The sequence below is a fragment of the Hydrogenophaga sp. T2 genome, assembly GCF_049843535.1.
GTDB lineage: Bacteria > Pseudomonadota > Gammaproteobacteria > Burkholderiales > Burkholderiaceae_C > Hydrogenophaga > Hydrogenophaga crocea.
Genome location: NZ_JBBHZJ010000001.1, coordinates 716,530 through 739,390 on the forward strand (window position 1 = coordinate 716,530; position 22,861 = coordinate 739,390).

The 22,861-nt window shown below is 71.3% G+C and carries 17 protein-coding genes; 10 read left to right on the top strand and 7 right to left on the bottom strand.

Translation table 11 applies throughout. The features are described 5' to 3' along the window. Positions 1-72 precede the first annotated feature (72 nt). Together WDZ95_RS03365 and WDZ95_RS03370 are read left to right on the top strand one after the other, a co-directional pair. On the top strand, positions 73-2,175 hold the full coding sequence (locus WDZ95_RS03365; protein ID WP_425776187.1) for a hypothetical protein: 2,103 nt from the start codon (positions 73-75) through the stop codon (positions 2,173-2,175). 98 nt (positions 2,176-2,273) lie between these two features. Continuing rightward, positions 2,274-3,947, top strand: coding sequence for a tetratricopeptide repeat protein (locus tag WDZ95_RS03370; protein WP_425776188.1), 1,674 nt, complete (start codon positions 2,274-2,276; stop codon positions 3,945-3,947). 15 nt (positions 3,948-3,962) lie between these two features. Here the strand turns inward: WDZ95_RS03370 and WDZ95_RS03375 are convergent, their stop codons facing one another. Further along, a complete protein-coding gene (locus WDZ95_RS03375) occupies positions 3,963-4,871 on the bottom strand; it encodes a LysR family transcriptional regulator (RefSeq protein WP_425776189.1) in 909 nt (302 codons plus the stop codon). Between the two features lie 92 nt (positions 4,872-4,963). On the opposite strand from WDZ95_RS03375, the gene WDZ95_RS03380 reads away from it, so the two are divergent. The 3 genes from WDZ95_RS03380 to WDZ95_RS03390 are packed head-to-tail and all read left to right on the top strand — an operon-like array spanning position 4,964 to position 9,715. After that, a complete protein-coding gene (locus WDZ95_RS03380; protein ID WP_166227258.1) occupies positions 4,964-7,120 on the top strand; it encodes an indolepyruvate ferredoxin oxidoreductase subunit alpha in 2,157 nt (718 codons plus the stop codon). Between the two features lie 4 nt (positions 7,121-7,124). Further along, positions 7,125-8,711: an indolepyruvate oxidoreductase subunit beta family protein gene (locus tag WDZ95_RS03385; protein WP_425776190.1), complete on the top strand. Its 1,587-nt coding sequence runs from the start codon at positions 7,125-7,127 to the stop codon at positions 8,709-8,711. Between the two features lie 35 nt (positions 8,712-8,746). Beyond that, entirely contained in the window at positions 8,747-9,715 is a 969-nt protein-coding gene (locus WDZ95_RS03390; protein ID WP_425776191.1) for a Bug family tripartite tricarboxylate transporter substrate binding protein, read from the top strand. Positions 9,716-9,806: 91 nt separating this feature from the next. On the opposite strand, the gene WDZ95_RS03395 is transcribed toward WDZ95_RS03390, so the two are convergent. Next, positions 9,807-10,013 carry a hypothetical protein gene (locus WDZ95_RS03395; RefSeq protein ID WP_425776192.1) on the bottom strand — a complete coding sequence of 69 codons (207 nt, stop codon included), beginning with the start codon at positions 10,011-10,013 and terminating at the stop codon, positions 9,807-9,809. Positions 10,014-10,099: 86 nt separating this feature from the next. On the opposite strand from WDZ95_RS03395, the gene WDZ95_RS03400 reads away from it, so the two are divergent. The 4 genes from WDZ95_RS03400 to WDZ95_RS03415 all read left to right on the top strand — a co-directional run bounded on the left by WDZ95_RS03400 (position 10,100) and on the right by WDZ95_RS03415 (position 14,567). Further along, a complete protein-coding gene (locus WDZ95_RS03400; protein WP_425776193.1) occupies positions 10,100-10,804 on the top strand; it encodes an SDR family oxidoreductase in 705 nt (234 codons plus the stop codon). Between the two features lie 65 nt (positions 10,805-10,869). Continuing rightward, entirely contained in the window at positions 10,870-11,655 is a 786-nt protein-coding gene (locus tag WDZ95_RS03405) for a hypothetical protein (RefSeq protein ID WP_425776194.1), read from the top strand. Between the two features lie 13 nt (positions 11,656-11,668). Continuing rightward, positions 11,669-13,309 (top strand): hypothetical protein, encoded by a 1,641-nt coding sequence (locus WDZ95_RS03410; protein WP_425776195.1) that lies wholly within the window; start codon positions 11,669-11,671, stop codon positions 13,307-13,309. A gap of 58 nt (positions 13,310-13,367) precedes the next feature. Continuing rightward, complete coding sequence (locus tag WDZ95_RS03415; protein WP_425776196.1) at positions 13,368-14,567, top strand: hypothetical protein; 1,200 nt, start codon at positions 13,368-13,370, stop codon at positions 14,565-14,567. 25 nt (positions 14,568-14,592) lie between these two features. On the opposite strand, the gene urtE is transcribed toward WDZ95_RS03415, so the two are convergent. The 5 genes from urtE to urtA are packed head-to-tail and all read right to left on the bottom strand — an operon-like array spanning position 14,593 to position 20,214. Beyond that, positions 14,593-15,297 carry an urea ABC transporter ATP-binding subunit UrtE gene (urtE, locus tag WDZ95_RS03420; RefSeq protein WP_425776197.1) on the bottom strand — a complete coding sequence of 235 codons (705 nt, stop codon included), beginning with the start codon at positions 15,295-15,297 and terminating at the stop codon, positions 14,593-14,595. A gap of 2 nt (positions 15,298-15,299) precedes the next feature. Further along, a complete protein-coding gene (gene urtD, locus WDZ95_RS03425) occupies positions 15,300-16,175 on the bottom strand; it encodes an urea ABC transporter ATP-binding protein UrtD (RefSeq protein ID WP_425776198.1) in 876 nt (291 codons plus the stop codon). After that, positions 16,172-17,296 (bottom strand): urea ABC transporter permease subunit UrtC, encoded by a 1,125-nt coding sequence (gene urtC, locus WDZ95_RS03430; RefSeq protein WP_425776199.1) that lies wholly within the window; start codon positions 17,294-17,296, stop codon positions 16,172-16,174. Before urtC ends, urtD begins: the two co-directional genes overlap by 4 nt. Then, positions 17,293-18,897: an urea ABC transporter permease subunit UrtB gene (gene urtB / locus WDZ95_RS03435; protein ID WP_425776258.1), complete on the bottom strand. Its 1,605-nt coding sequence runs from the start codon at positions 18,895-18,897 to the stop codon at positions 17,293-17,295. The genes urtC and urtB overlap by 4 nt, the downstream gene beginning before the upstream one ends. 21 nt (positions 18,898-18,918) lie before the next feature. Then, positions 18,919-20,214: an urea ABC transporter substrate-binding protein gene (gene urtA, locus WDZ95_RS03440; RefSeq protein WP_166227270.1), complete on the bottom strand. Its 1,296-nt coding sequence runs from the start codon at positions 20,212-20,214 to the stop codon at positions 18,919-18,921. Between the two features lie 219 nt (positions 20,215-20,433). Here urtA and WDZ95_RS03445 point away from each other — a divergent pair, with 219 nt between their 5' ends. Then, on the top strand, positions 20,434-22,857 hold the full coding sequence (locus WDZ95_RS03445; RefSeq protein ID WP_425776200.1) for an NEL-type E3 ubiquitin ligase domain-containing protein: 2,424 nt from the start codon (positions 20,434-20,436) through the stop codon (positions 22,855-22,857). Positions 22,858-22,861 lie beyond the last annotated feature (4 nt).

Below are 22,861 nucleotides of genomic sequence, written 5' to 3' on the forward strand. Positions count from 1 at the left end.
CCCCGGAGCATGGCACGACACAGGCTGCACCCCGCCGCCTGCACCGCCCGGTGCGTCCAACCGTCAACGCCCATGATCCGCAGCCGCTCCCCCAGCCCCACATCAAGCTCCCGTTCCTCCGCCCTGCCCGCCGACAAACGCCGCCGCACCGGTGATGAACCCGACCCCGCTGACGGGCCCAAGGGGCTTGCCAAGCTGGCCCGCGAGGCCCTCGCCCAGGATCCGGCCCGGTGCCAGCAGGCGCTCCAGCAGCTGTTCCACGACCTCGCCCAGGGCGACTCGGACAAGGCCCTGACCGATGCCTTGCGATGGCTGCTGCCGCCGCACGCCCCCGCGGGCCTGTGGTCGGCCGCGGTGCTGGCCGCCCACCGCCTGACACCGGTGCAGTGCGACTACTTCATCGCCTGGGTGCAGGCCGGCGGCGGCCAGCGAGCGCTCGGGCCCCTGGCCGACCACGCCTGGCGCGGGCTCTGCCTGAACCAGGCGCTGCGGCGCAGCCTGATCGACCACGGCGACGACTACGACCAGGTCGGGGTCGGCTTTGCAGAAAAGGCCCGGCCCGCGCCCGCCCTGCCCGCGGCCCCCGAGTGGGCCGCGCAGCGCCGGGCCGCGATCGAGGCCATCCGCTGGACGCATTTCGAGACCGACGCGCTGGTGGCGGCCCTGCGGCCGCTGATGCAGCCCGGCCACGCGCTGAGTGAAAGGCTCGAGCGCGAAGGCCCGCGCGCCACCGCCATGCGCCTGCAGGGCCTGCTGGTCGCGGCGCTGCAACCGGGCTGCCTCATCTCGCTGAACGAGGTCTACGAAGCCCTGCTGCCCCTGCACGCGCCGCACCTGCCGCTGCAGCGCCTGCCGATCGATCTGCTCATGGTGCTGTTCTGGGTGCAAGACCCCTCGATCGAGCCCAGCCAGTACAACCCCACCGACGAGCATGTCGAGCGCGTCGTGAAATCGCTGCCCCGGTTCCCGATCGACGTGCAGGCCCAGGCGCTGTGCGATGCCGGTGTGCAGCACCTGCGCGACGTCCAGGCGCTCCAGGCCCACACGCTGCGCATGGCGGACTTCGCCGCCACCCACCCCGAGCACCCGGCGGTCCGGCAGGCGCTGGCGCGCTGGCAGGCGCTGGTGAAGCTGGTCAAGGCCAACCTCTACGCGAGAACCCGGCAGCTGAGCCACAACGTCGACCGGCTCGGTGAACAGGCGTGCGACATGGCGCGGCTCAGCGCCATGTCGCACGCGGGCGCCCAGGCCTGTGCCGACCAGGTGCAGGAGATCGCCTCGATGGTGCACGAGCTGGGCGGCGAGATGCCCGGTCTGCATCGCCAGGTCGACACGCTGCGCTGGAGGACCGCATTGGCCCAGGAGGCCGGCGAACCCCTGCTCGGCGAATGGCAGCGCTTTTCCACACCGCTCGTGACCGCGCTCGAACAGAAGGTGAGCGCCCAGCTGGGCGTGCTGCAGACCCTCACGCCCAAGATCCGGCAGAGCACCACCCTCGAAGACCAGCTGCGCCAGAACGCCGGCACCGAGGCGGCCCAGGCCGCCGACCTCGCGGCCAAGGCCATCGAGATCGCCACCACGGTGCAGCAGCAGACCGACCTGCTGCGGCAACTGGGGCCCGACGTCCCCGTGTGCACGGCCACCGAACTGCTCGCGCTCCTGAAGGCCCTGCCCGCGGCCGACGAACCCTGGACCGCGACCGATCTCGCGCTGCTCGCGCATACCAGCCAGCTCGTCGCCCTGACCCTGGCGCCGTGGCCCGACGCCCCCTGCAGCGCCGCGCACGACCTGCCCGTCGCGCTGCACGACGGCACGCTGGCCGCGCTGCGCCACGGCTGCGGCCTCACCGACGAGGGCGAACGCTTCGCCACCGGCCCGCTGCTCGACGAGCTCGACCCCGCGGTGCTGCTCAGCGCCTTCAACGCGCTGTACGAGGCCGACAAGCTCAAGCTCGTCTCGGGCCCGGTGACGCGCACCACGCTGCCGCTGCAGACCGCGTTCGCGCTCCACCCGCGCATCGCGGCCGGCACGCGGCGCGACACCGTGGCGCGCATCCTGTCGGTGCGCTCCGGTGCCGACACCGCGGACGAATGGGAGCGCCTGCGCCGCGTGTTCGCAGAGGCCTTCGAAACGCCCGCCGGGCCCGCCGGGCCCCTGCCTGGCGAGCGCGTCTGAAGCGTTGAACTGGCCGGCCCTTGCCCGCCAGTTCCCGCGATCAACCGCCGGTCGCCGCCGCAGAATCCGGGCACGGCCCGGTGGGCCGAGGTGTCCGCATGCGCTTTCTCGACAACCCCCTGCACGAATCGCAGGCCCTCGTGATCGAGGGCAACGCGCAATCGCGATCCATCATCGTTGCGCAACTGCGCGAGCTCGGCGTGGGCCACGTGTCGCAATGCGCGCGCGTGAACGACGCCCGCCGCAAGCTCGAGGCCCAGCGCTTCGACGTCATCGTGTGCGAACAGCGCTTCGACAAGGAAAGCGGCTCGGGCCAGGAACTGCTCGACGACCTGCGCCGCCAGCAGATCCTGCCCTTCTACACGGTGTTCATCATGCTCACCGCCGAGGCCAGCTACAGCAAGGTGGCCGAAGCCGCCGAGTCGGCGCTCGACGCCTACCTGCTCAAGCCGCACACCGGCGCGCGCCTGGGCGAGAGCATCCTGAGCGCGCGCGCCCGCAAGCGCGCGCTGCAGGCGATCTTCAGCGCCATCGACGAACAGGACTTCGAGCGCGCCGCCACGCTGTGCCTCGAACGCTTCCACGCGCGCGAGGACTACTGGCTCTACGCCGCGCGCATCGGCGCCGAGCTGCTGCTGCGCGGCGCCCGCCTGGACGAAGCGCGCCAGCTCTACGAAGCCGTGATCGCGGCCAAGACCCTGCCCTGGGCGCGCCTGGGCGTGGCCCGGGCCCAGCTCGAAGCGGGCCAGCCCGCCAAGGCCGTGACCACGCTCGAAGCCCTGCTCGCCGACGACGACGGCTACGCCGACGCCTACGACGTGATGGGCCGCGCGCATTTCGAGCTCGGCAACTTCGAGCAGGCCCTGTCCACCTACGCCATGGCCACGCGGCTCACGCCCTCGGCCGTGAGCCGGCTGCTCAAGCACGGCATGCTGGCCTTCTATGGCGGCGACCGCGCCGAGGGCGTGGAACTGCTCGACCGCGCCGCGCGCCTGGGCGTCGATTCCAAGCTGTTCGACCCCCAGGCCCTGGTGCTGCTCGCGCTCGCGCGCTTTGACAACAACGACACGCGCGGCCTGCAGCGCTGCGTGGAACAGCTCGCGCGCAACGCCGACCGCAGTTTCGAACCCGAGCGCCCGCGCCGGCTGCACCGCTTCGCCACCGCCATCAACGCGCTGCACCACAGGAACAACGCCGAGGTGCAGGCCATCGCCACCGAGTTCATGAAGCAGGTGCGCGATCCGGCCTTCGACGTCGAGACCGCGTGCAACCTGCTCACGCTCATGACGCGCATGGTCGATCGCGGCGCCGCGCCGCCCGACGCCGAGGGCGTGGTCAACGCGATCGCCCTGCGCTTTGGCACCAGCCGCGCCATGAGCGAACTGCTGGGCTGCGCCGCCAAGGGCCAGGCCGCCTGGACCAAGGCCCTGGCCAGCGGCCACGCGCAGGTGCTCAAGATCTCCGAAGAAGCCATGCGCCTGAGCCTCAAGGGCGACCCGGGCGGCACCGTGGAGCAGTTGCTGAGCGAGGCCGAGCGCCTGTGCAACGCCAAGCTCATCGAATCGGCGCACCAGGTGCTGCAGCGTTATGGCGAACGCATCGTCGCGCGCGGGCCGCTGCAGCAGCGCGTGGACACGCTGCGCGGCCTCTACCGCATGGCCTCGCTGCGCCTGGGCGAGCACACCGGCCACAGCACCGGCGCGGTGCCGCTGTCCAGCGGCTTCAGGAAGCCCGAGCGTGCCGGCCTGCTCGACGCGGCCCCCGCGGCCTGAGACCGCGCGCGGCGCTCAAGCCTGGGCGAACAGCCCCACCACGCCTTCGCGGAACCAGCGGTGCGCGGGGTTGGCCTCGAAGCGGTGGCTCCAGTGCAGCGACACGCTGAAGGCCGCGCCCTCGAAGGCCGGCTCCACCACCGCACAGCCGCCGGCCTGCACGAAACCGCGCGCGATGTTGCGCGGCATCACCCCGCACAGGTCGGTGGCCTGCACGATGCTGGGCAGCACCATGAAGTGTTCGGTGGTCAGGCGCAGGCGCTCCTGCAGGCCGGTGCGCTGCAGGATGCGCAGCGTGTCGGCGTGCGCGCGCACGGCCACGAAATCGAGTTGTTGCAGCGCCCGCAGCTGCGCCGCCCCGCGCAGCCCCTGCAGCCGCGCGCGCTGCGGGTGGCCGCTGCGCAGCAGCACCACGTAGCGGTCGCGCAGCAGCTCGGCGCGCCGCGTCTCGCGCACCTGCGGCAGGAAGCCGAAGGCGAAGTCGATCGCGCCCGCGTCGAGCGATTCGGCCAGCACCGCGTGCGGCACCGGCAGCGTGGCCACGCGCACGCCCGGCGCCTGCACGTGCAGCCAGGCCATGAGCTCGGGCAGGAAGCGGCCTTCGCCGATGTCGCTCATGTGGATGCGGAACAGGTGGCGCGAGGTGGCGGGGTCGAACACGCTGGTGCGGCCCAGCGCGCCTTCGAGCGTGTCGAGCGCGTCCTGCACCGCGTCGGCCAGCGCCACCGCGCGCGGCGTCGGCCGCACCCCGCCGGGCGCGCGCATGAACAGCGGGTCCTTCACGAGCAGGCGAAGCCGCGTGAGGCCGTGGCTCACGGCCGGCTGCGTCAGGCCCAGGCGCTCGGCCGCGCGGCTCACGCTGCCGGCGCGGTAGACCTCGGCGAACAACCGCAGCAGGTTCAGGTCGAGGTCTTTGACATGCATGTTGTTCATATCCGATAGTCGCCTCATTGTATGGATGGATGGCGCGTCAGCGCCCATACTCGTCCGGCTAAACACCCCACGGAGACAGGCGCTTGGAAGTTTCATTCGGCGAGGAGATCCAGTCCCTCCAGCTCGGCGCGGGCCATACCTTCCACGGCGAAGGCATCCTCGCGATCACCAAAGGCCTGCTGCAGTCGGGCGTGTCCTACGTGGGCGGCTACCAGGGCGCGCCGGTCTCGCACCTGCTCGACGTGATGGTGCAGGCCAAGCCCTACCTCGACCGGCTCGGCGTGCACGTGGAGGCCTGCTCCAACGAGGCTTCGGCCGCGGCCATGCTGGGCGCGTCCATCCACTACCCGATCCGCGGTGCGGTCACCTGGAAGTCCATCGTGGGCACCAACGTGGCGGCCGACGCGCTGTCCAACCTGGCCTCGCCGGGCGTCACGGGCGGCGTGCTGATCGTGGTGGGCGAGGACTACGGCGAGGGCGCGAGCGTGATCCAGGAGCGCACCCACGCCTACGCGCTCAAGAGCGGCATGCTGCTGCTCGACCCGCGGCCCGACCTCGCGCAGATGGTGCACATGGTCGAGCACGGCTTCCGGCTCTCGGAGGCGTCCAACATGCCGGCCATCATGGAGCTGCGCATCCGCGCCTGCCACGTCCGCGGCAGCTTCGAGGCCAAGGACAACGTCGCGCCCGCGATCTCCACCCAGCGCCTGATGCAGGAGCCGGCGGGCTTCGACTACATGCGCCTGGCCCACCCGCCCGTGACCTTCCGCCACGAGAAGCTCAAGGGCGAGCAGCGCATCCCCGCGGCGCGCCGCTACATCGCCGAGCACGGCCTCAACGAGCTGTTCGACGGCGAGCACAAGGACCTGGGCCTGATCGTGCAGGGCGGCCTCTACAACACGCTGATCCGCGCGCTGCAGCAGTTCGGCCTGGCCGACGCCTTCGGCCAGAGCCGCATCCCGCTGCTGGTGCTCAACGTGACGAGCCCGCTGGTGCCCGAGCAGCTCGAACGCTTCTGCGACGACAAGCGCGCCGTGCTTCTGCTCGAAGAAGGCCAGCCCGAGTACATCGAGCAGGAGCTCGCCACGCTGCTGCGCCGTGCCGGCATCGCCACCCCGCTGCACGGCAAAGACCTGCTGCCCAGCGCGGGCGAATACACGGCCGAGGTCATGGCCCAGGGCCTGGCCGGCTTCGTCGAGCGCTACCTGGCCGACGACACGAACGCGCTGGCCTCGGCGCGCGCCTGGCTGCAGGGCAATGCGCAGCGCCGCGCCGATGTGGCCAAGGCCCTGGGCACGCCGCTGCCCGCGCGGCCGCCGGGCATGTGCATCGGCTGTCCCGAGCGCCCGGTGTTCTCGGCGCTCAAGCTCGCGCAGCAGGACGTGGGCCCGGTGCACGTGGCCGGCGACATCGGCTGCCACGCGCTCGCCACCTTCGAGCCCTTCTCGTTCGGCCACTCCATCCTCGGCTACGGCATGAGCCTGGCCAGCCGCGCGGGCGTGTCGCCGCTGATGCGCCGGCGCGTGCTCTCGGTGATGGGCGACGGCGGCTTCTGGCACAACGGCCTGCTCACCGGCGTGCAGAGCGCGCTCTTCAACGGCGACGACGCGGTGCTGCTGATCTTCAAGAACGGCTACACCTCGGCCACCGGCACGCAGGACATCATCTCCACGCCGGCCGACGAGGCCAAGGAGCAGGCCGAGAACAAGGCGCAGAGCCTCGCCCACGTCAACCAGACCATCGAGACCACCCTGAAGGGCCTGGGCGTGAAGTGGCTGCGCACGGTGCACACCTACGAGGTCGACACGGTGCGCGCCACGCTCACCGAGGCCTTCACCACCGACTTCCAGGGCCTCAAGGTCATCGTCGCCGAGGGCGAATGCCAGCTCGAACGCCAGCGCCGCATCAAGCCCTGGATCGCGGGCCTGCTCAAGCGCGGCGAGCGCGTGGTGCGCGTGAAGTACGGCGTGGACGAAGACGTGTGCAACGGCGACCACGCCTGCATCCGCCTCTCGGGCTGCCCCACGCTCACGCTCAAGGACAACCCCGACCCGCTCAAGGTCGACCCCGTGGCCACGGTGATCGACGGCTGCGTGGGCTGCGGCCTGTGCGGAGCCAACGCGCACGCCGCCACGCTGTGCCCCTCGTTCTACCGCGCCGAGGTGGTGCAGAACCCGCGCTGGCACGAGCGCCTGCTCGACGCCCTGCGCGCCCCCTTCGTCCGCATGCTGCAGGCCTGACGCCATGACCCAACCCATTTCCCTCCTGCTCTGCGCCCTCGGCGGTGAAGGCGGCGGCACGCTGACCGACTGGCTCGTGGACACCGCGCGCCACGCGGGCTACGCGGCCCAGGCCACCAGCATCCCCGGCGTGGCCCAGCGCACCGGCGCCACCACCTACTACCTCGAGGTCTTTCCGGTGCCGCTCGCGCAGCTCGGCGGCCGCCGCCCGGTGTTCGGCCTGAACCCCTTGCCGGGCCGGCTCGACGCGCTGGTGTCGTCCGAGCTGCTCGAAACCGGCCGCCAGATCGCCAACGGCCTGGCCTCGGCCGGGCACACGCTGGTGATCAGCTCGTCCTCGCGCGCACTCACCACCGCCGAGAAGATGGTGATGGGCGACGGCCGCCGCGACGAAGCCCCGCTGCTGGCCCTCATCCGCGAACACAGCCGCGCCCAGCACGTGCTCGACATGGCCGCGCTCACGCGCGAGGCCGGCACCGTGGTGAGCGCCGTGATGCTCGGCGCCATCGCGGCCAGCGGCCTGCTGCCCTTCGCGCGCACCGACTACGAGGCCGTGGTGGGCCAGGGCGGCCACGCCAAGGCCAGCCTGCGCGGCTTCGCGCTCGCCTTCGACGCCGTGACGCGGCAACGCGAACAGGCGCGCTGGGTCGAGCAGGTCATGGCCGACACCGACACCGACGACGACGCGCCGCTGGCCGCGCCCGCCACGCCCGCGGCCCTGCTCGCGCCATTTCCCACCGCGCTGCACGACATCGTGGCCCTGGGCCATGCGCGCGCCGTGGAGTACCAGAACGCGGCCTACGGCCAGCGCTACCTCGATCGGCTGCAGCGCGTGCTCGAAGCCGAGCGCGCGGGCGACCCCGCCGCGGCCCAGGGCTTCGCCACCACGCGCGAGACCGCGCGCTGGCTCGCGCTGTGGATGGCCTTCGACGACATCGTGCGCGTGGCCGAGCTCAAGGCGCGCGCCAGCCGCGCCGCGCGCGTGCGCCGCGAGGTCAAGGCCGGCGAGGCCGAGCTGCTGCGCGTGTACGACCACTTCAAGCCCGGCGCGCCCGAGTTCGCCGCGCTGCTGCCCGAGCCGCTGGCGCGCCGCGTGCTCGCCTGGGACCAGCGCCGCGTGCAGGCCGGCCTGGCGCCCTGGGCCCTGCCGCTCAAGGTGTCGAGCCACGGCGTGTTCGGCCTGCTCGCGCTGCGCACGCTCGCGGCCTGCAAGGGCCTGCGCGCGCGCGGCAGCCGCTTCGCCACCGAGCAGGCGCTGATCGAACGCTGGCTCGCGGCCATCGAGCGCGGCGCGCGCGCCGATGCGCTCCTGGGCCACGAGCTCGCGCAATGCGGCCGCCTCATCAAGGGCTACGGCAGCACCAACGAACGCGGCAAGGACAACCTGCTGCACATCGTCGACCACCTCGCCGACCCCGCGCGCCCCGACGCGGCCAGCGCCGTGGCGCAGGCGCGCGCGGCCGCGCTCGCCGACGAGGCCGGCACCGCGCTCGACCGCACGCTGCAACAGCACGGCGCGCCGGTGCGGCCGATCAAGCCGCAACCGATCCGCTGGCACCACAACCCGCGCCTGAAGAAGCAGCGCGTCTGAGTTTTCCTTTTCCACCACAGCACCGGAGACACGACATGAAGACCTTGCTGACCGCCACCGCCCTCGCCGCCGCCGCGCTGCTGGCCGCGCCCGCCGCGCTCGCGCAGGCCTGGCCCGACAAACCCGTGAAGGTGGTGGTGGGCTTTGCGCCCGGCGGCGCGGCCGACCAGATCGCGCGCCTCGTGGCCACGCCGCTCGGCGAGGCCCTGGGCCACAGCGTGGTGGTGGAAAACCGCGCGGGCGCCAACGGCAACGTGGCCGGCGAGGCGGTGGCCAAGGCGGCGCCCGATGGCTACACGCTGCTGCTGTCCTCGGGCGGCATGGTGTCGGTGAACCCGCACCTCTACCCGCGCATGGCCTTCGACCCGACCAAGGACCTCGTGCCCGTGGCCTCGGCCGCGCGCGTGGCCGTGTACCTGATGGCGCGCAACGGCCTGGAGGTGAACAACATCAAGGACTTCATGGCCTACGTGAAGGCCCGCCCCGGCAAGCTCAGCTACGGCTCGCCGGGCAACGGCAGCTCGCCGCACCTGGCCGGCGAGATGTTCAAGAGCCAGGCCGGCCTGTACGCGGTGCACGTGCCCTACCGCGGCGCGGCGCCTGCGCTCAACGACCTGCTGGGCAACCAGATCGACTACACCTTCGACCCCGGCATCGGCCTGCAGCACGCCAAGAGCGGCCGCCTCAAGCTGCTCGCGGTGGGCAGCAGCAAACGCTCGCCGTTGTTCCCCGACGTGCCCACGCTCGACGAGGCCGGCCTCAAGGGCTTCGACGCCGACACCGTGTTCGGCTTCTACGCCCCCGCGGGCACGCCGGCGGCCGTGATCACGCGCCTGAACACCGAGATCAACAAGATCCTGGCCACGCCCGCGGTGCGCGAGCGCCTGGTGAACCTGGGCGGCGAAACCCTGCCGCTGTCGCCGGCCGAGTTCGGCCGCCGCGGCATGGACGATTCCAAGCGCTTCGGCGCGATCATCAAGGAACGCAAGATCACCGCGGATTGAAAAGGCCCCCACGCTCCGCCGCTGCGCGGGTCGCTGCCCCTCGAGGGGGCTGATCCGGCTTGGGGCGGCCCGGCGCCGGATCGCGACGCCCTCAAGCCAAGTAAATGGCCACGAAGGCGAACATGAAGATCTGCAGCACCCCCATCGCCGGGACCACGAGCGGCATGAGGGGCATGACCTCTTCGAGCAGGTCGGTGGCGATCTCGTCGGTGTAGGCCTTGAGCTCGGGGTCGGAATAGTCGGCCGGGTGCTCGGCCAGGGCCTGGTCCGGCGGCGGGTGCTGGTGGGCGTGCGACATGGCGGCCTCCTGGTCTGGGGCCCGTCGCCGGCAAACCCCATGCCCGGTCCCGCCACAATGGCGGGCTCGCACAACAGGAGTCCTGCATGGCAGAACACAAAGTCGCCATCGTCACCGCGGGTGGCAGTGGCATGGGTGCGGCGGCCGCGCGCCGCCTCGCGGCCGATGGGTACCACGTCGCCATCCTGTCCTCGTCGGGCAAGGGCGAGGCGCTCGCGCGCGAGCTCGGCGGGCTGGGCGTGACCGGCTCCAACCAGTCGAACGACGACCTGCAGCGCCTGGTCGACCAGACCCTGCAGCGCTGGGGCCGCATCGACGTGCTCGTGAACAGCGCGGGCCACGGCCCCAAAGGCCCGCTGCTCGACATCACCGACGAGCAATGGCACCTGGGCATGGACGTGTACCTGCTCAACGTGATCCGGCCCACGCGGCTGGTGACGCCGCACATGGTGAAGCAAGGCGGGGGGGCCATCGTCAACATCTCCACCGCCTGGGTCGGCGAGCCCAGCCCCATGTTCCCCACCTCGGCCGTGGCGCGTTCGGGCCTGGCGGCCTTCACCAAGCTGTTCGCCGACCAGTACGCGGCGCAGAAGGTGCGCATGAACAACGTGCTGCCGGGCTGGATCGACAGCCTGCCGCCAACCGATGCGCGCCGCGACAGCGTGCCCATGCAGCGCTACGGCACGGCCGACGAGATCGCCGCCACCGTGGCCTTTCTCGCGGGCGAGGGCGCGGCCTACATCACGGGCCAGAGCCTGCGCGTGGACGGGGGTTTGATGCGCTCGGTGTGAGCCCGCACCGGAACCCACCCCGGTAGGGCGTTTCTCAGCGGGCTCACCAGCCCAGGGAGACGCCCATGAACCGCACCACCACCGCTTCGCCCCCCACCCAGGCCCTGCTGCTCGGGCACCTCATGCACCGGGCGGGCTCGCCCCGGCTGCAGGCCCTGGTGGCGGACGTGACACTCGACCTCGACCACCAATCGAGCGCCACCCAGGTCCAGGTCCACGCCGACCTGTGCGCCCAGCTCGTGGCCGATCGCGATCCGGCCTGCAGGACCGAGGGCCTGCTGCTCGACCTCATGATCGCCCTCGATCCCGGGCTTGCGCGCCACGCCCGGTGCGGCGCCATGTTCGGTCAGCTGCAACAGGCTCTCGCCCAATGCGAGGCCACTTCGTGCATCGAGGCCGGGCCCGCGCTGGCCGCGCTGCCCGCCGCAGGACAGCCCTGGTCCCTTTCGGAATGGCACCTGCTCAACGGCCTGTGCGAAATGCGGCGGCGCGAGCGGCTCACGCCCGGGCAGGCCAGCGCCGTGATCGACCGCGTGGCCGACCTGTTGCGGCATCTGCTCGCCATCGCGCCGGCCGATGCCGCGGTGCACCCCGTGAGCATGGTCCATGAACGCGCGGGCGACGCGGTGCTCGAGGCCTTCACGCGCCTCGCGATCGCCGACCAGATCGGGCTGCTGCGCACGCAGCCCCATGCCGCGGCCTGTGCCTTCATCGCGCATCTCGCCCAGCAAGGCGGGCACACGCGCCTTGACCCGCGCCGCCCATTGCAAGCCTTGATCGAGGCCGGCCAGGGCGAGCTCGATGAAGCCACCCTGGCCGTGCTGCGCAGCTGGTTGAACGTCCTCGGCTGAGGCCAGGGCCGCCATGAATAGAACCACCACGCCCCAGGGCAGCCCGCCCCGCACGTCGCCCCGCACACCCGCCTCCCCGTCCGGCCCCACCCCACCGCGTGCCGACACCCCACCCTCGCTGCCGCCCGACCACCCGGCCTCGCTCGCCGCACTGCTGCAAGAGCGGCCGGCCGATGGCCTGCGAGCGGTGGATCACTGCCTGCGCAATGTCAGCGGCTGCGGCGACTGGCTCGCGGCCCTGGACTTGCTCGACCAACCGACGCTGCGTGCGATCGGGGGGCTGCATGGCTGGCTGCTGGCGCTGGGCCTGCAATGGGCCCAAGACGAACCCGAGGCCTTGCGGCAGGGCGTGTCGCGCCTGATGGCCGCGGCCGACACCGACGCGCAACAGAACGCATGGAGCGACGCGCTGGTCGCGAACCTGCCGAGCCTCGATGAGGCCCTGCGCCACCACCTGCTGAACGAACTCGACGCGCGCGCCGATGGGGAAGGCGCGCTGCCGCCGCCATGGGCCAGGCTGAAGTCCCTGCTGCAGCCGCCGCCGCCCATCGAGGACCTGCCGGTGGGGCGGCCCGAGTCTGCGCCGCTGCCCTGGTCCCTGCCCTGGCTGCTCCAGCAGGACGTGGGCGGGCATCTGCTGCGGCGCCACCTGCTGCGCTGGCCCGACGACGCCACCCCACCGCCGCACACGGCGGCCGAACTGCGGTGCTTCGCGCAGCGCGCGGCGCTGCGGGGGGTGAACCGATCGCTCTACCACCTGGCGTACCTCAAGCCACCGGCCTGCGAACCTCAGTTGCGCTGGTCCTTGGGCCTGAACCGCTTCACCACCGCGCTGCGGCCGCTGGGTCAGGGCCACTTCCTGCCCGACAGCGCCTTCCCCCCCATCGGCGCCTCACTGGCCCGGTTGTTCGACGGTCCCAAAGCCCAACCGGCCCCGTGGTGCCACGAGCTGCTGGCCCAACGCCTGTTCAACGCCCTGCCGATGGCCTTCCTCGTCGAGGTGATGCAGCAACTTCCCGCGTGGCTGGTGCCGCGCATGCATGCGGAACTGCTGCACCACGTCCTGTGCATCGCGTCCCGGCACACCGTGCTCGCGCCCCAGGGCGATCTGCTGACGCTGCTCATGGCGGTGTGGCCGCAGTTGGGCCGGCTGCCCGCCGAGACCCAGGCGGCCTGCCTGTTCGAGGCGCTGGTGCTGCTGCGCGACACCGAGGCCGCGGCCGGCGCGCGCGCCACCTTCGACAACCTGGTGGAGGCACAGCCCGGGCTGCTCCCGCTGCAACAAACCGTCGACACGGTGCTGGCCTTTCTGCAAGCGCCAGCCCAGGCCTCGCCCGAACAGCGGGAAGCGCTGCTCGCGCACCTCGAGCGCGAACCGGCCGCGTGGGGCGCGGCCGACCTCGTGCTGCTGCAGGTCCTGGCGGCGCTGCGGGTGCCACCCACCGCGGTGCCCATCACCCCGCAGACGGATGCGCACGCGCAGCGGGTCGTCGCGCTGCTGAGCCGGTTCCTGCGTCACCTGTGCGCGCTGCACCGCGGCGAGGCCGCCATCACCGAGCACCGCGCGCTCGCCCCTTTCCCCGGGCACGTGCTGCAGGCCGCGCTCGCCACGCTCGATCCCGACGAGCAAGCGCAGATCGAGCGCGCCGCGTGAAGCCACCTCTGCCCGAGGAAGACATCCGGCGCTCGCCACCCATTCCCTGGAATCTCCCATGCACAAAAGCACCCTCTCCCAGCCCCGCGCGCGAAACCCCGTCGCGGGACTCCCCGTTTGCCAGCCAGCCGCCGCGCGGCTCGAGCCGTCAGATCCGGCTACGCCTTCGCTGGGCGGTCTGCTCGGCCGGGACCTGGCCATCCCCGTGCTCACGCACCTCGGACCGACCGACGCCCTGCCGCCGCACTCGCTCGCGCACATCCACCAACAGACCCGGGACATCGTCGCGCTGTCGCAAGCCAGCCGCACCCTCCACCAATGGGTCCGCAAGCACTGCGAGGACGACTTCAAGCGGTTCACCTGGTCGTGGCGCCACCTGCGGTTCACCGGCCAAGCGATCGAGCCCTTGCTCGACCCGGCCCTGATCACGCCGGTGCCGGCCCATGCGGGGCCGCTGTTGCGGCGGCGGCTGGAACTGCTGCTCGTGCGCCTGATCGCCAGTGGCCCGGCCGAGGCCATCGCCCCGGTCGTGGCATCGCTGTTTGCGCACGCACAGACCACGAACCCCGTGGATGTCACGCACCTCGGGCCTTGCGTGCTCGCGGTGGCCGCCCGACGGCACCGCCTGCAGCCCATCACGCCGCAGCCCTTCGTGCGGGTGGTGAACGCGCACTTTTCCTTGCTGCCCCCACACGCGCAGGCGGTCTGTTTCCTCGAAACCGGCGTTCTGGTGCGGCATGAACCCGACCTGCTCGATCCCTTGCTCGAGACCCTTGCGCAGAAGGCCTCGGCGCATCCGTCGGACTTCGGGCCCACGCAGGCGGTCTTGCTGGCCGCGCTGGATTTTCTGACCCGGCCCGGCATGCCCGCGCAGCCGACGATGGCCACGATGGTCGATCACCTGCTGCGCGAAGACGTGCTGTGGGGCGCGTCGGATCTCGCCGTGCTGATGAGGTTGGCGGGCCTGGCTGCACCGCCCCACGGCATGCCCACGGTGGTGGATACGCCCCTGCGTTCGCGCATCGTCGAGGCCACGGCGCGCTTCCTCGGGCACCTGAGCCAGCTGCACCGGCACGAGCCGCACATCCTTGAACAGGAGCTCGTGAGCATGCTGGCGCCCCACGTGCTGTGGGCCGCGATCGAGACCTTGAATCCCGAGGACCGGCGCCGCGTCCTGAACCGCCCGCCGGGCGGACCCTCGCTGGCCGAACGGGTCCCGCTGATCCGCGACCGGCTCCAGCAGGAGCGCGGCGACTGAAGCCGCGGCACCCGTCCCGCGTTCCTCAGATCGCCACCAGTTGCCGGATGCCTTTTTCCTGCATCTCGCGGCCCGGCCCGCTGGCGATCACCTCGCCGCGCTCCATCACGAGGTAGCGGTCGGCCAGGGCCTCGGCGAAGTCGTAGTACTGCTCCACGAGCAGGATCGCCATGGGCTCGCCATCGAGGCCCTGGTCGGCCAGCTGGCGCAGCACGCGGCCGATGTCCTTGATGATGTTGGGCTGTATGCCCTCGGTGGGTTCGTCGAGGATCAGCACCTTGGGCTTGCTCGCGAGCGCGCGCGCGATCGCCAGCTGCTGCTGCTGCCCGCCCGACAGATCGCCGCCGCGGCGGCCCAGCATCTGCTGCAGCACCGGGAACAGCTCGAACAGCTGCGGGGGCACCGGCGTGCCCGCGGGCCGTGTGGCCAGGCCCATCTGCAGGTTTTCCTGCACCGTCAGCCGCGCGAAGATCTCGCGCCCCTGCGGCACGTAGCCCATGCCCAGGTGCGCGCGCACGTAGGGTGCGGCCGTGTGCACCGCCTGGCCGTTGAACACGATGCCGCCGCTCTTGATGGGCACCAGGCCCATGAGCGACTTGAGCAGCGTGGTCTTGCCCACGCCGTTGCGGCCCAGCACCACCGTGACCTCTCCCGCGCGCGCCTCAAGGCTCACGCCGCGCAGGATGTGGCTGCCGCCGTAGTACTGATGGATGTCTTTGACTTCAAGCATGGTCATCGCCCGAGATAAACCTCAATGACGCGCTCGTCGGCCTGCACCTCGTCGAGCGTGCCCTCGGCCAGCACCGCGCCATCGCACAGCACCGTGACCTTCTCCGAGATGGTGCGGATGAAGGCCATGTCGTGCTCGACCACCATCAGCGAGTGCTTGCCCTTGAGCGTGAGGAAGAGCTGCGCGGTGCGCTCGGTTTCTTCATCGGTCATGCCGGCCACGGGCTCGTCGAGCAGCAGCAGCTTGGGGTCCTGCATGAGCAGCATGCCGATTTCCAGCCACTGCTTCTGCCCGTGGCTCAGTTCGCCCGCGCGGCGCGTCACGTGCCCGGCGAGGTGAATGGTGGTGATCACCTCGGCGAGGCGGTCGCGCTGCTCGCCACTGGGGCGAAAGTGCATCGAGGGCCAGACGCGCTTGTTGGTCGCGAGCGCGAGTTCGAGGTTCTCGTACACGCTGAGCTGCTCGAACACCGTGGGCTTCTGGAACTTGCGGCCGATGCCCAGCGCGGCGATCTCGGCCTCGCGGTGGCGCAGCAGGTCGATGGTGGAGCCGAAGAACACCGTGCCTTTGTCGGGCCGGGTCTTGCCGGTGATGATGTCCATCATCGTGGTCTTGCCCGCGCCGTTGGGGCCGATGATGCAGCGCAGTTCGCCAGGCGCGATGTCCAGCGACAGACCGTTGATGGCCTTGAAGCCGTCGAAGGCCACGTGCACGTCTTCGAGGTAGAGGATGCGGCCGTGCGTGACATCGACCTCGCCCGGCGTCACCACGCGCGAGAAGCCCGCCTTGCGGCCGCCCGATTCGGTGTTGCCCGCGGGCCGCAGGCCCGCGGCCTTCTGCAGGCGCTCGGCGCCCGATTGCATGAGGTCCGGCGTCATGCCGCGCCCCCCTTCTTCAGCTTCTTCACCAGGCCCACCACCCCCTGCGGCATGAACAGCGTGACCGCGATGAACAGCGCGCCGAGCACATAGAGCCAGAACTCGGGGAAGGTCACGGTGAGCCAGCTCTTGGCGCCGTTGACCAGGAAGGCCCCCACGATCGGGCCGATCAGCGTGCCACGCCCGCCCACCGCGGCCCAGATCGCGATCTCGATGCTGTTGGCCGGGCTCATCTCGCTCGGGTTGATGATGCCCACCTGCGGCACGTAGAGCGCACCGGCCACGCCGCACATCACGGCCGAGATGGTCCAGATGGCGAGCTTGTAGGGCAGCGGGTCGTAGCCGCAGAACATGGTGCGGTTCTCGGCGTCGCGGATGGCCTGCAGCACGCGACCGAACTTGCTGCGCACCAGCCAGCGTGCGAGCAGGAAGCAGCCCAGCAGCGTGAGGCCCGTGAGCACGAACAGCACCATGCGCATCTGCGGCGTGGCAATGGCGATGCCCAGGATGCGTTTGAAGTCGGTGAAGCCGTTGTTGCCGCCGAAGCCGGTCTCGTTGCGGAAGAACAGCAGCAGCGCGGCGTAGGTCAGCGCCTGCGTGATGATGGAGAAGTACACGCCCTTGATGCGCGAGCGGAAGGCGAAGTAGCCGAACACGAAGGCCACGCCGCCGGGCACGAGCACGATCAGGCACAGGGTGGCGAAGAAGCTGTCGGACAGCGCCCAGTGCCAGGGCAGCTCCTTCCAGTCGAGGAACACCATGAAGTCGGGCAGGTCGCTCTGGTACTGGCCGTCGCGGCCGATCTGGCGCATGAGGTACATGCCCATCATGTAGCCGCCGAGCGCGAAGAACAGGCCGTGGCCCAGCGACAGGATGCCGCTGTAGCCCCAGATCAGGTCCATCGCGAGCGCGCAGATGGCGTAGCACATGATCTTGCCGATCAGGCTCACGAGGTAGTCGCTCAGGTGCAGCGGGCTGTCGGGCGGCACCACGAGGTTGAGCACCGGCGCCAGCGCGCCCACCACGAGCAGCGCCGCCAGGAAGGCGCTCCAGCCGGCGCGCGTGAGCAGGGGCGCGCGCTGCGGCAGCACCACGCCAGGGGTTTGGGGCAGGCCGCTCATGCTTCCACGCTCCGGCCCTTGAGGGCAAAGATGCCTTGCGGGCGTTTCTGGATGAACACGATGATGAACACCAGCACCGCGATCTTGGCGAGCACGGCACCGGCCCAGCCTTCGATGAACTTGTTGAGCAGGCCCAGGCCGAGCGCGGCGTACACCGTGCCTGCGAGCTGGCCCACGCCGCCCAGCACCACCACCATGAACGAGTCCACGATGTAGGCTTGGCCGAGGTCGGGGCCCACGTTGCCGATCTGCGAAAGCGCACAACCCGCAAGGCCCGCGATGCCCGAGCCGAGCGCGAAGGCCCAGGTGTCGATGCGCGCGGTGTTCACGCCCATGCACGCAGCGATCGGGCGGTTCTGCGTGACGCCGCGCACGAACAGGCCGAGCCGGGTGCGCGCGATCAGCAGCGACACGCCGATCAGCACCGCGGCCGCGAAGGCCAGGATGACGAGCCGGTTGTAGGGCAGGTTCAGGCTGCCGAGCAGCGTGATGCCGCCGCTCATCCAGCTCGGGTTCTCCACCGCCACGTTCTGCGCGCCGAACAGGCTGCGCACGAGCTGCATGAGCACCAGCGAAATGCCCCAGGTGGCGAGCAGCGTCTCCAGCGGGCGGCCGTAGAGGAAGCGGATCACCGTGCGCTCCATCACCGCGCCCACCAGGGCCGAGGCAGCGAAGGCCACGGGCAGCGCCACCAGCAGGTAGGCGTCGAACCAGCCGGGCAGGTGCTGGCGGAAGAAGGCCTGCACGAGCCAGGTGGCGTAGGCGCCGATCATGATCAGCTCGCCGTGCGCCATGTTGATCACGCCCATGAGGCCGTAGGTGATGGCCAGGCCCAGCGCCGCGAGCAGCAGGATGCTGCCCAGGCTGATGCCGGTGAAGGCCTGGCCCAGGCCGCTGGCGAGCGCCACGCGGCGGTCGATGGCGGCCAGCGATTGGCCCAGCGCGGCCTTGACCTTGGCGCTGCTCTCCTGCTTCAGGCGGTCTTCGATCAGCGGCCGCACGATGGGCTGGCGCGCTTCGCCGAGCTTGGTGGCCGCGGCCAGGCGCACGGCCTCGTCCTCGCTGGCGAGCTGCAGCGCGGCCTGCGCGAGCTCGAGCGACTGGCGCGTGGCGGCGTCGAGCGTGTCGAGCGCGAGCGCCTTTTCAATCAGGGGCAGGCCTTCGGGATCGGGGTCGCTGAAGGCGCTGCGTTGCAGGCTGCGCGCGGCCTCGCGCTGGCGCGCGGGGCCGGCGGTGAACAGCTCGATGCCGGCCAGCGCGGTGTCGAGCACGCCGCGCAGCCGGTTGTTGACCATGGCGTCGCCGGCCGCCTCGGGCAGGGCCGCGGGCTGGCCGGTCACGGCGTCGACCGCCGTGCCGCCGCTGACGATGAAGACGCGGTCGTCCGTGTGCTTCAAGGCCTCGTCGGCCAGCGCGCGGATCAGCGCGTGGCCGCGCTCATCGCTCGCGGCCGCGAGGCGGTTGATGGCATCGATGCGCTCGTCGGTCGCACCCTGGGCCACGGCCAGGGCGTCTTCCACGGTGAGCGCCCGGGCCGGCGCGCCGGCCAGAAGCCCGAAGGCCCCCAGCCACACGCTCCACAGAACGAACAGTCGTCGCATCGTCATCGGTCCGATTGCGCCTTACTTCGCCATCTTGGCGGGCACGTTCTTCTTGCCCTTGTTCTCGGGGATGTAGTCGCTCCAGGGGTCGGCGACCACCGGGCCCGGCGTCTTCCACACCACGTTGAACTGGCCGTCGGCGCGCACCTCGCCGATGAACACCGGCTTGTGCAGGTGGTGGTTTTCCTTGTCCATGGTGGAGATGAAGCCACCCGGGGCCTGGAAGGTCTGGCCGTACATGGCGGTGCGCACCTTGTCCACGTCGGTGCTCTTGGCCTTGGTGACCGCCTGCGCCCACATGTTGATGCCGATGTAGGTGGCCTCCATCGGGTCGTTGGTGATGGGCTTGTCCTTGTGGCCCGGGATGTTCTTGGCCTTGGCGTAGTCGCTCCACTTCTTCACGAACGCGGTGTTGGCCGGGCTCTTGATGCTCATGAAGTAGTTCCATGCGGCCAGGTGGCCCACGAGCGGCTTGGTGTCCACGCCGCGCAGCTCTTCCTCACCCACCGAGAACGCGACCACGGGCACGTCCTTGGCCGACAGGCCGGCGTTGCCGAGCTCCTTGTAGAACGGCACGTTGGAGTCGCCGTTGATGGTGGACACCACGGCGGTCTTCTTGCCTTCGCTGGCGAACTTCTTGACCTTGGCGATGATGGTCTGGTAGTCGCTGTGGCCGAAGGGCGTGTACTCCTCCATGATGTCGGCATCGGCCACGCCCTTGCTCTTGAGGAAGGCGCGCAGGATCTTGTTGGTGGTGCGCGGGTACACGTAGTCGGTGCCCAGCAGCACGAAGCGCTTGGCCGAGCCGCCGTCCTTGCTCATCAGGTACTCCACCGCGGGAATGGCCTGCTGGTTGGGCGCGGCGCCGGTGTAGAACACGTTGGGGCTGAGCTCTTCGCCTTCGTATTGCACGGGGTAGAACAGCAGGCCGTTGTTTTCCTCGACCACCGGCAGCACCGACTTGCGGCTCACCGAGGTCCAGCAGCCGAAGATCACGGCCACCTTGTCCTGCGTGAGCAGCTGCTTGGTCTTCTCGGCGAACAGCGGCCAGTTCGAGGCCGGGTCCACCACCACGGGCTCGAGCTTCTTGCCGAGCAGGCCGCCCTTGGCGTTGATCTCGTCGATCGCCATCAGCACCGTGTCCTTGAGCACGGTTTCCGAAATGGCCATGGTGCCCGAGAGGCTGTGCAGCACGCCGACCTTGATGGTCTCCTGCGCGTGGGCGCTCAGGCCGGTGAAGCCGAGCGAGGCGACGGTGGCGGCGGCCGCCAGGGTCTTGAGCGTCAGGCGACGCGGTTGGGAGGTGTTCGACGGCATGGCGCTTCTCCTGTGATCCGTTGAGGGACTGATGGGCATTTGGGGGCCGCCCCGGGGCGTGGGCCTTCGGCAGCGGTCGAGGGGGAATTTAGGGAGAAGGGCCGCCGGCGTATGTACGCCGGGTGGCGTACGGCAGGGCCCGCCGCGGCCCATGACGATGGCCTGAACCCCGGAACCGGGGTGGCGCGCCCGTGTCCACGGGCGGACAGGAGCCCACCCATGCACCGATCGCAACGCCTCTCCCTGACGCCCCCGCGCGTGTTGCCTCAGCCGGGCGCGCGCACCGCAGCGCCCGACCCGCACGCGCCCGCGGACCTGGTGGTGGTGTCGCTGGCCGAAGCGCCGACCCCCGATCTGCAGACCTGGCAGCGCCTGCTGCGGGCCCACCAGCGCACGCTGGCCACGCTGCAGCTCGGCGACGGCACCGACGCCTTCGACGCGCTGTGCGAGCAACTGGGCCGCTGCGTGGGCCCGCTCACGCGCGTGGTGCTGGTCGACCCCGGCCAGGGCGAGGGCATCGACCGCCTCGCGCACCTGCTCGACGCCTGGCTGCGCGAATGGCGCCACGACGCCGGCCACGACACGCCAGGCCTCGTGTCCGCCCTGCAGACCATCGGGCCCCACGAGCTCGATGCCGGCGGGCTGGCCCGCGTCGTGTCGCGCGCCTGGAGCCCAAGCCCTGCAGGGACGCGGGCGAGCACGCCTGTGCCCGCCCGCGTCGTGGGCAGCCTTGCGCACGGCGTGCCGGTGGCGCTGCTGGTGACCAAGGTGGGCGGGTGGAGCGAAGGCGAGCGCCTGTTGCTCGCGCAGCTGCAGCAAGCGCTCGCCCCGGCGCCGCTGCTGGCCATCGCCGTGGACCAGCCCGCGCGCGATCTCGCGCCCCTGGAGGCGCCCTTGCTGGCTCTGGTGTCGCCCTGCACGCCCGCCCTGGTGCTGGCGCGCAACGCCCGCGACCCGCAGGCGCGGCTGCTGGCGGCCGAGCTGGGCGTGCTGGCGGCGAACCTCAACGACGGGCTCGCGTTCGTCGCCGGCTGCCTGGGCCGTCCCGCCCTGCGGACCGGCGGCAGCGACGCCGATGCTGCCGCCTGGATGGCCAGCCTGCACAGCGCCCTCAGCAACTGGCCGAAGGCGATCGCCTGGCACGACCGGCGCTACCTGCGGCGGCTCGACGCCTGGTTGCACGAGGCCCTGCCGGGCGGGCGGGACAACCCGCTGCACCGGCGCCTGATGGATCGCATGACCCGCCAGCTCGGGGCCCACCTGCGCGGCAACGGCCCGTCAAGCCCGGCCGCCCCGCTGGACCTGGTGCTGCCCATGGCCGACCTGCAGCAACTCCCCCCGCTGCCGCCGCGCCGCCTCGCCTCGCTCACGCTCGACCTCCAGGGCTGCCCGGCGGTCACCCTCGCGCTCGGCCGCCTGCCCCCCGATCTGCAGTGTCTGAGCGCCTGCCACGGCCAGCTCAGCTACCTCACGCTCGACACGCAGCAGCTGCACCCGTCGATCCGCATCGAGCTCGACCACAACAAACTGGCCTGCATTCCCCTGTCGCTCTGGGCCCTGCCCGCCACGGCCACCGTGAGCCTGCGCGGCAACCCCCTGGCCGAACGCACGCGGCGGCAGATCGAAGCCACGCGCCCGGGTGCCGCGCGCGAATGTCCGCTGTTCGAGACCGATCCCCCGAGCCTGCGCGAGGCGCTGCGCGGCTGGATCGACCTGCCGCCCGCCGAAGCCCGTAACGCGCACTGGCAGCGCATCGAAGAAGGCCTGGGCACACCCGACTTCGTCGCCTGGGTGGGGCGGCTGGCGCGCCTGACGCCGCGCCAGCGCCGCACCATCCGGCCGCAGCTCGTGGCCCTGATCGACCGCTGCGCCCAGGACCCGGCCTTGTGCGGCACGGTGCTGGCGAACGTGGACGGCGCGGACGCGCGCTGCGACGACCGCGTGGTGCTGGTGTGGGAACGCGTGCGCCTGGGGCTCGTGTGCGCGCTCGCCTGCCGCGACGCCACCGCGGCCGGCACCCTGGCCGCCGCGCTGCTGCCACACGCCCGGCGCGCGTTCCGCACGGAAAAGCTGCTGGCGATCGCGGGCGAGAAGACGCGCGCGGTGGAAGCGGTCTGCGTGGCCCGGGGGGCTCGGCTGGAAGACGTCGAGGAGGTGGAGATCCACCTCGCCTACCTGTCGCAGCTCGACAGCCTGCTCGACCTGGGCAGCGGCATGGGCTTTGCCCTCCACATCGATGAGGGCATCTCCAAGGTCTCGCTGCGCGAGGTGCTGCAGGCCGCACGTTGCGTGAAGGCCGCCGAGAACGCGCACTTCAACGGCTTTCTGACCCAGTGGGAGCCCTGGCGCCTTGTGCTCCAACACCGCCGGCCCGAGGCCTTCGAAGCGATCCGCGAGCAGCGCCAGGACCTCGACCGCATCGCGGCCTGGACGGCCGAGGTGCAGGACGGCATCGACCGCATGGCGCGCCAGCACCCCGAGCGGCAAGCCCTCACCGCGCGCGAGCAGCAGGAAGCGCTGACCCGGGGCCTCGCCGAGTGCGAACGCAGGTGGGTGGCCGAACAGCTGCTCGCGCTCACGCACGCGGTGCTCAAGGACGAAGGGGCCGAGCAGGCGCTCGACCCCTTCTGGTCCCTGGTGTGAACGC

Bases quoted from the DNA above. Each gene is read 5' to 3' on its own strand.
- WDZ95_RS03375 (WP_425776189.1), bottom strand. From the start codon at position 4,871: ATGCATGTCAAAGACCTCGACCTGAACCTGCTGCGGTTGTTCGCCGAG.
- WDZ95_RS03400 (WP_425776193.1), top strand. From the start codon at position 10,100: ATGGCAGAACACAAAGTCGCCATCGTCACCGCGGGTGGCAGTGGCATG.
- urtC (WP_425776199.1), bottom strand. From the start codon at position 17,296: ATGAGCGGCCTGCCCCAAACCCCTGGCGTGGTGCTGCCGCAGCGCGCG.
- WDZ95_RS03385 (WP_425776190.1), top strand. From the start codon at position 7,125: ATGACCCAACCCATTTCCCTCCTGCTCTGCGCCCTCGGCGGTGAAGGC.
- urtE (WP_425776197.1), bottom strand. From the start codon at position 15,297: ATGCTTGAAGTCAAAGACATCCATCAGTACTACGGCGGCAGCCACATC.
- WDZ95_RS03445 (WP_425776200.1), top strand. From the start codon at position 20,434: ATGCACCGATCGCAACGCCTCTCCCTGACGCCCCCGCGCGTGTTGCCT.
- WDZ95_RS03390 (WP_425776191.1), top strand. From the start codon at position 8,747: ATGAAGACCTTGCTGACCGCCACCGCCCTCGCCGCCGCCGCGCTGCTG.
- urtB (WP_425776258.1), bottom strand. From the start codon at position 18,897: ATGCGACGACTGTTCGTTCTGTGGAGCGTGTGGCTGGGGGCCTTCGGG.
- WDZ95_RS03370 (WP_425776188.1), top strand. From the start codon at position 2,274: ATGCGCTTTCTCGACAACCCCCTGCACGAATCGCAGGCCCTCGTGATC.
- WDZ95_RS03410 (WP_425776195.1), top strand. From the start codon at position 11,669: ATGAATAGAACCACCACGCCCCAGGGCAGCCCGCCCCGCACGTCGCCC.
- urtA (WP_166227270.1), bottom strand. From the start codon at position 20,214: ATGCCGTCGAACACCTCCCAACCGCGTCGCCTGACGCTCAAGACCCTG.
- WDZ95_RS03395 (WP_425776192.1), bottom strand. From the start codon at position 10,013: ATGTCGCACGCCCACCAGCACCCGCCGCCGGACCAGGCCCTGGCCGAG.
- WDZ95_RS03415 (WP_425776196.1), top strand. From the start codon at position 13,368: ATGCACAAAAGCACCCTCTCCCAGCCCCGCGCGCGAAACCCCGTCGCG.
- WDZ95_RS03365 (WP_425776187.1), top strand. From the start codon at position 73: ATGATCCGCAGCCGCTCCCCCAGCCCCACATCAAGCTCCCGTTCCTCC.
- urtD (WP_425776198.1), bottom strand. From the start codon at position 16,175: ATGACGCCGGACCTCATGCAATCGGGCGCCGAGCGCCTGCAGAAGGCC.
- WDZ95_RS03405 (WP_425776194.1), top strand. From the start codon at position 10,870: ATGAACCGCACCACCACCGCTTCGCCCCCCACCCAGGCCCTGCTGCTC.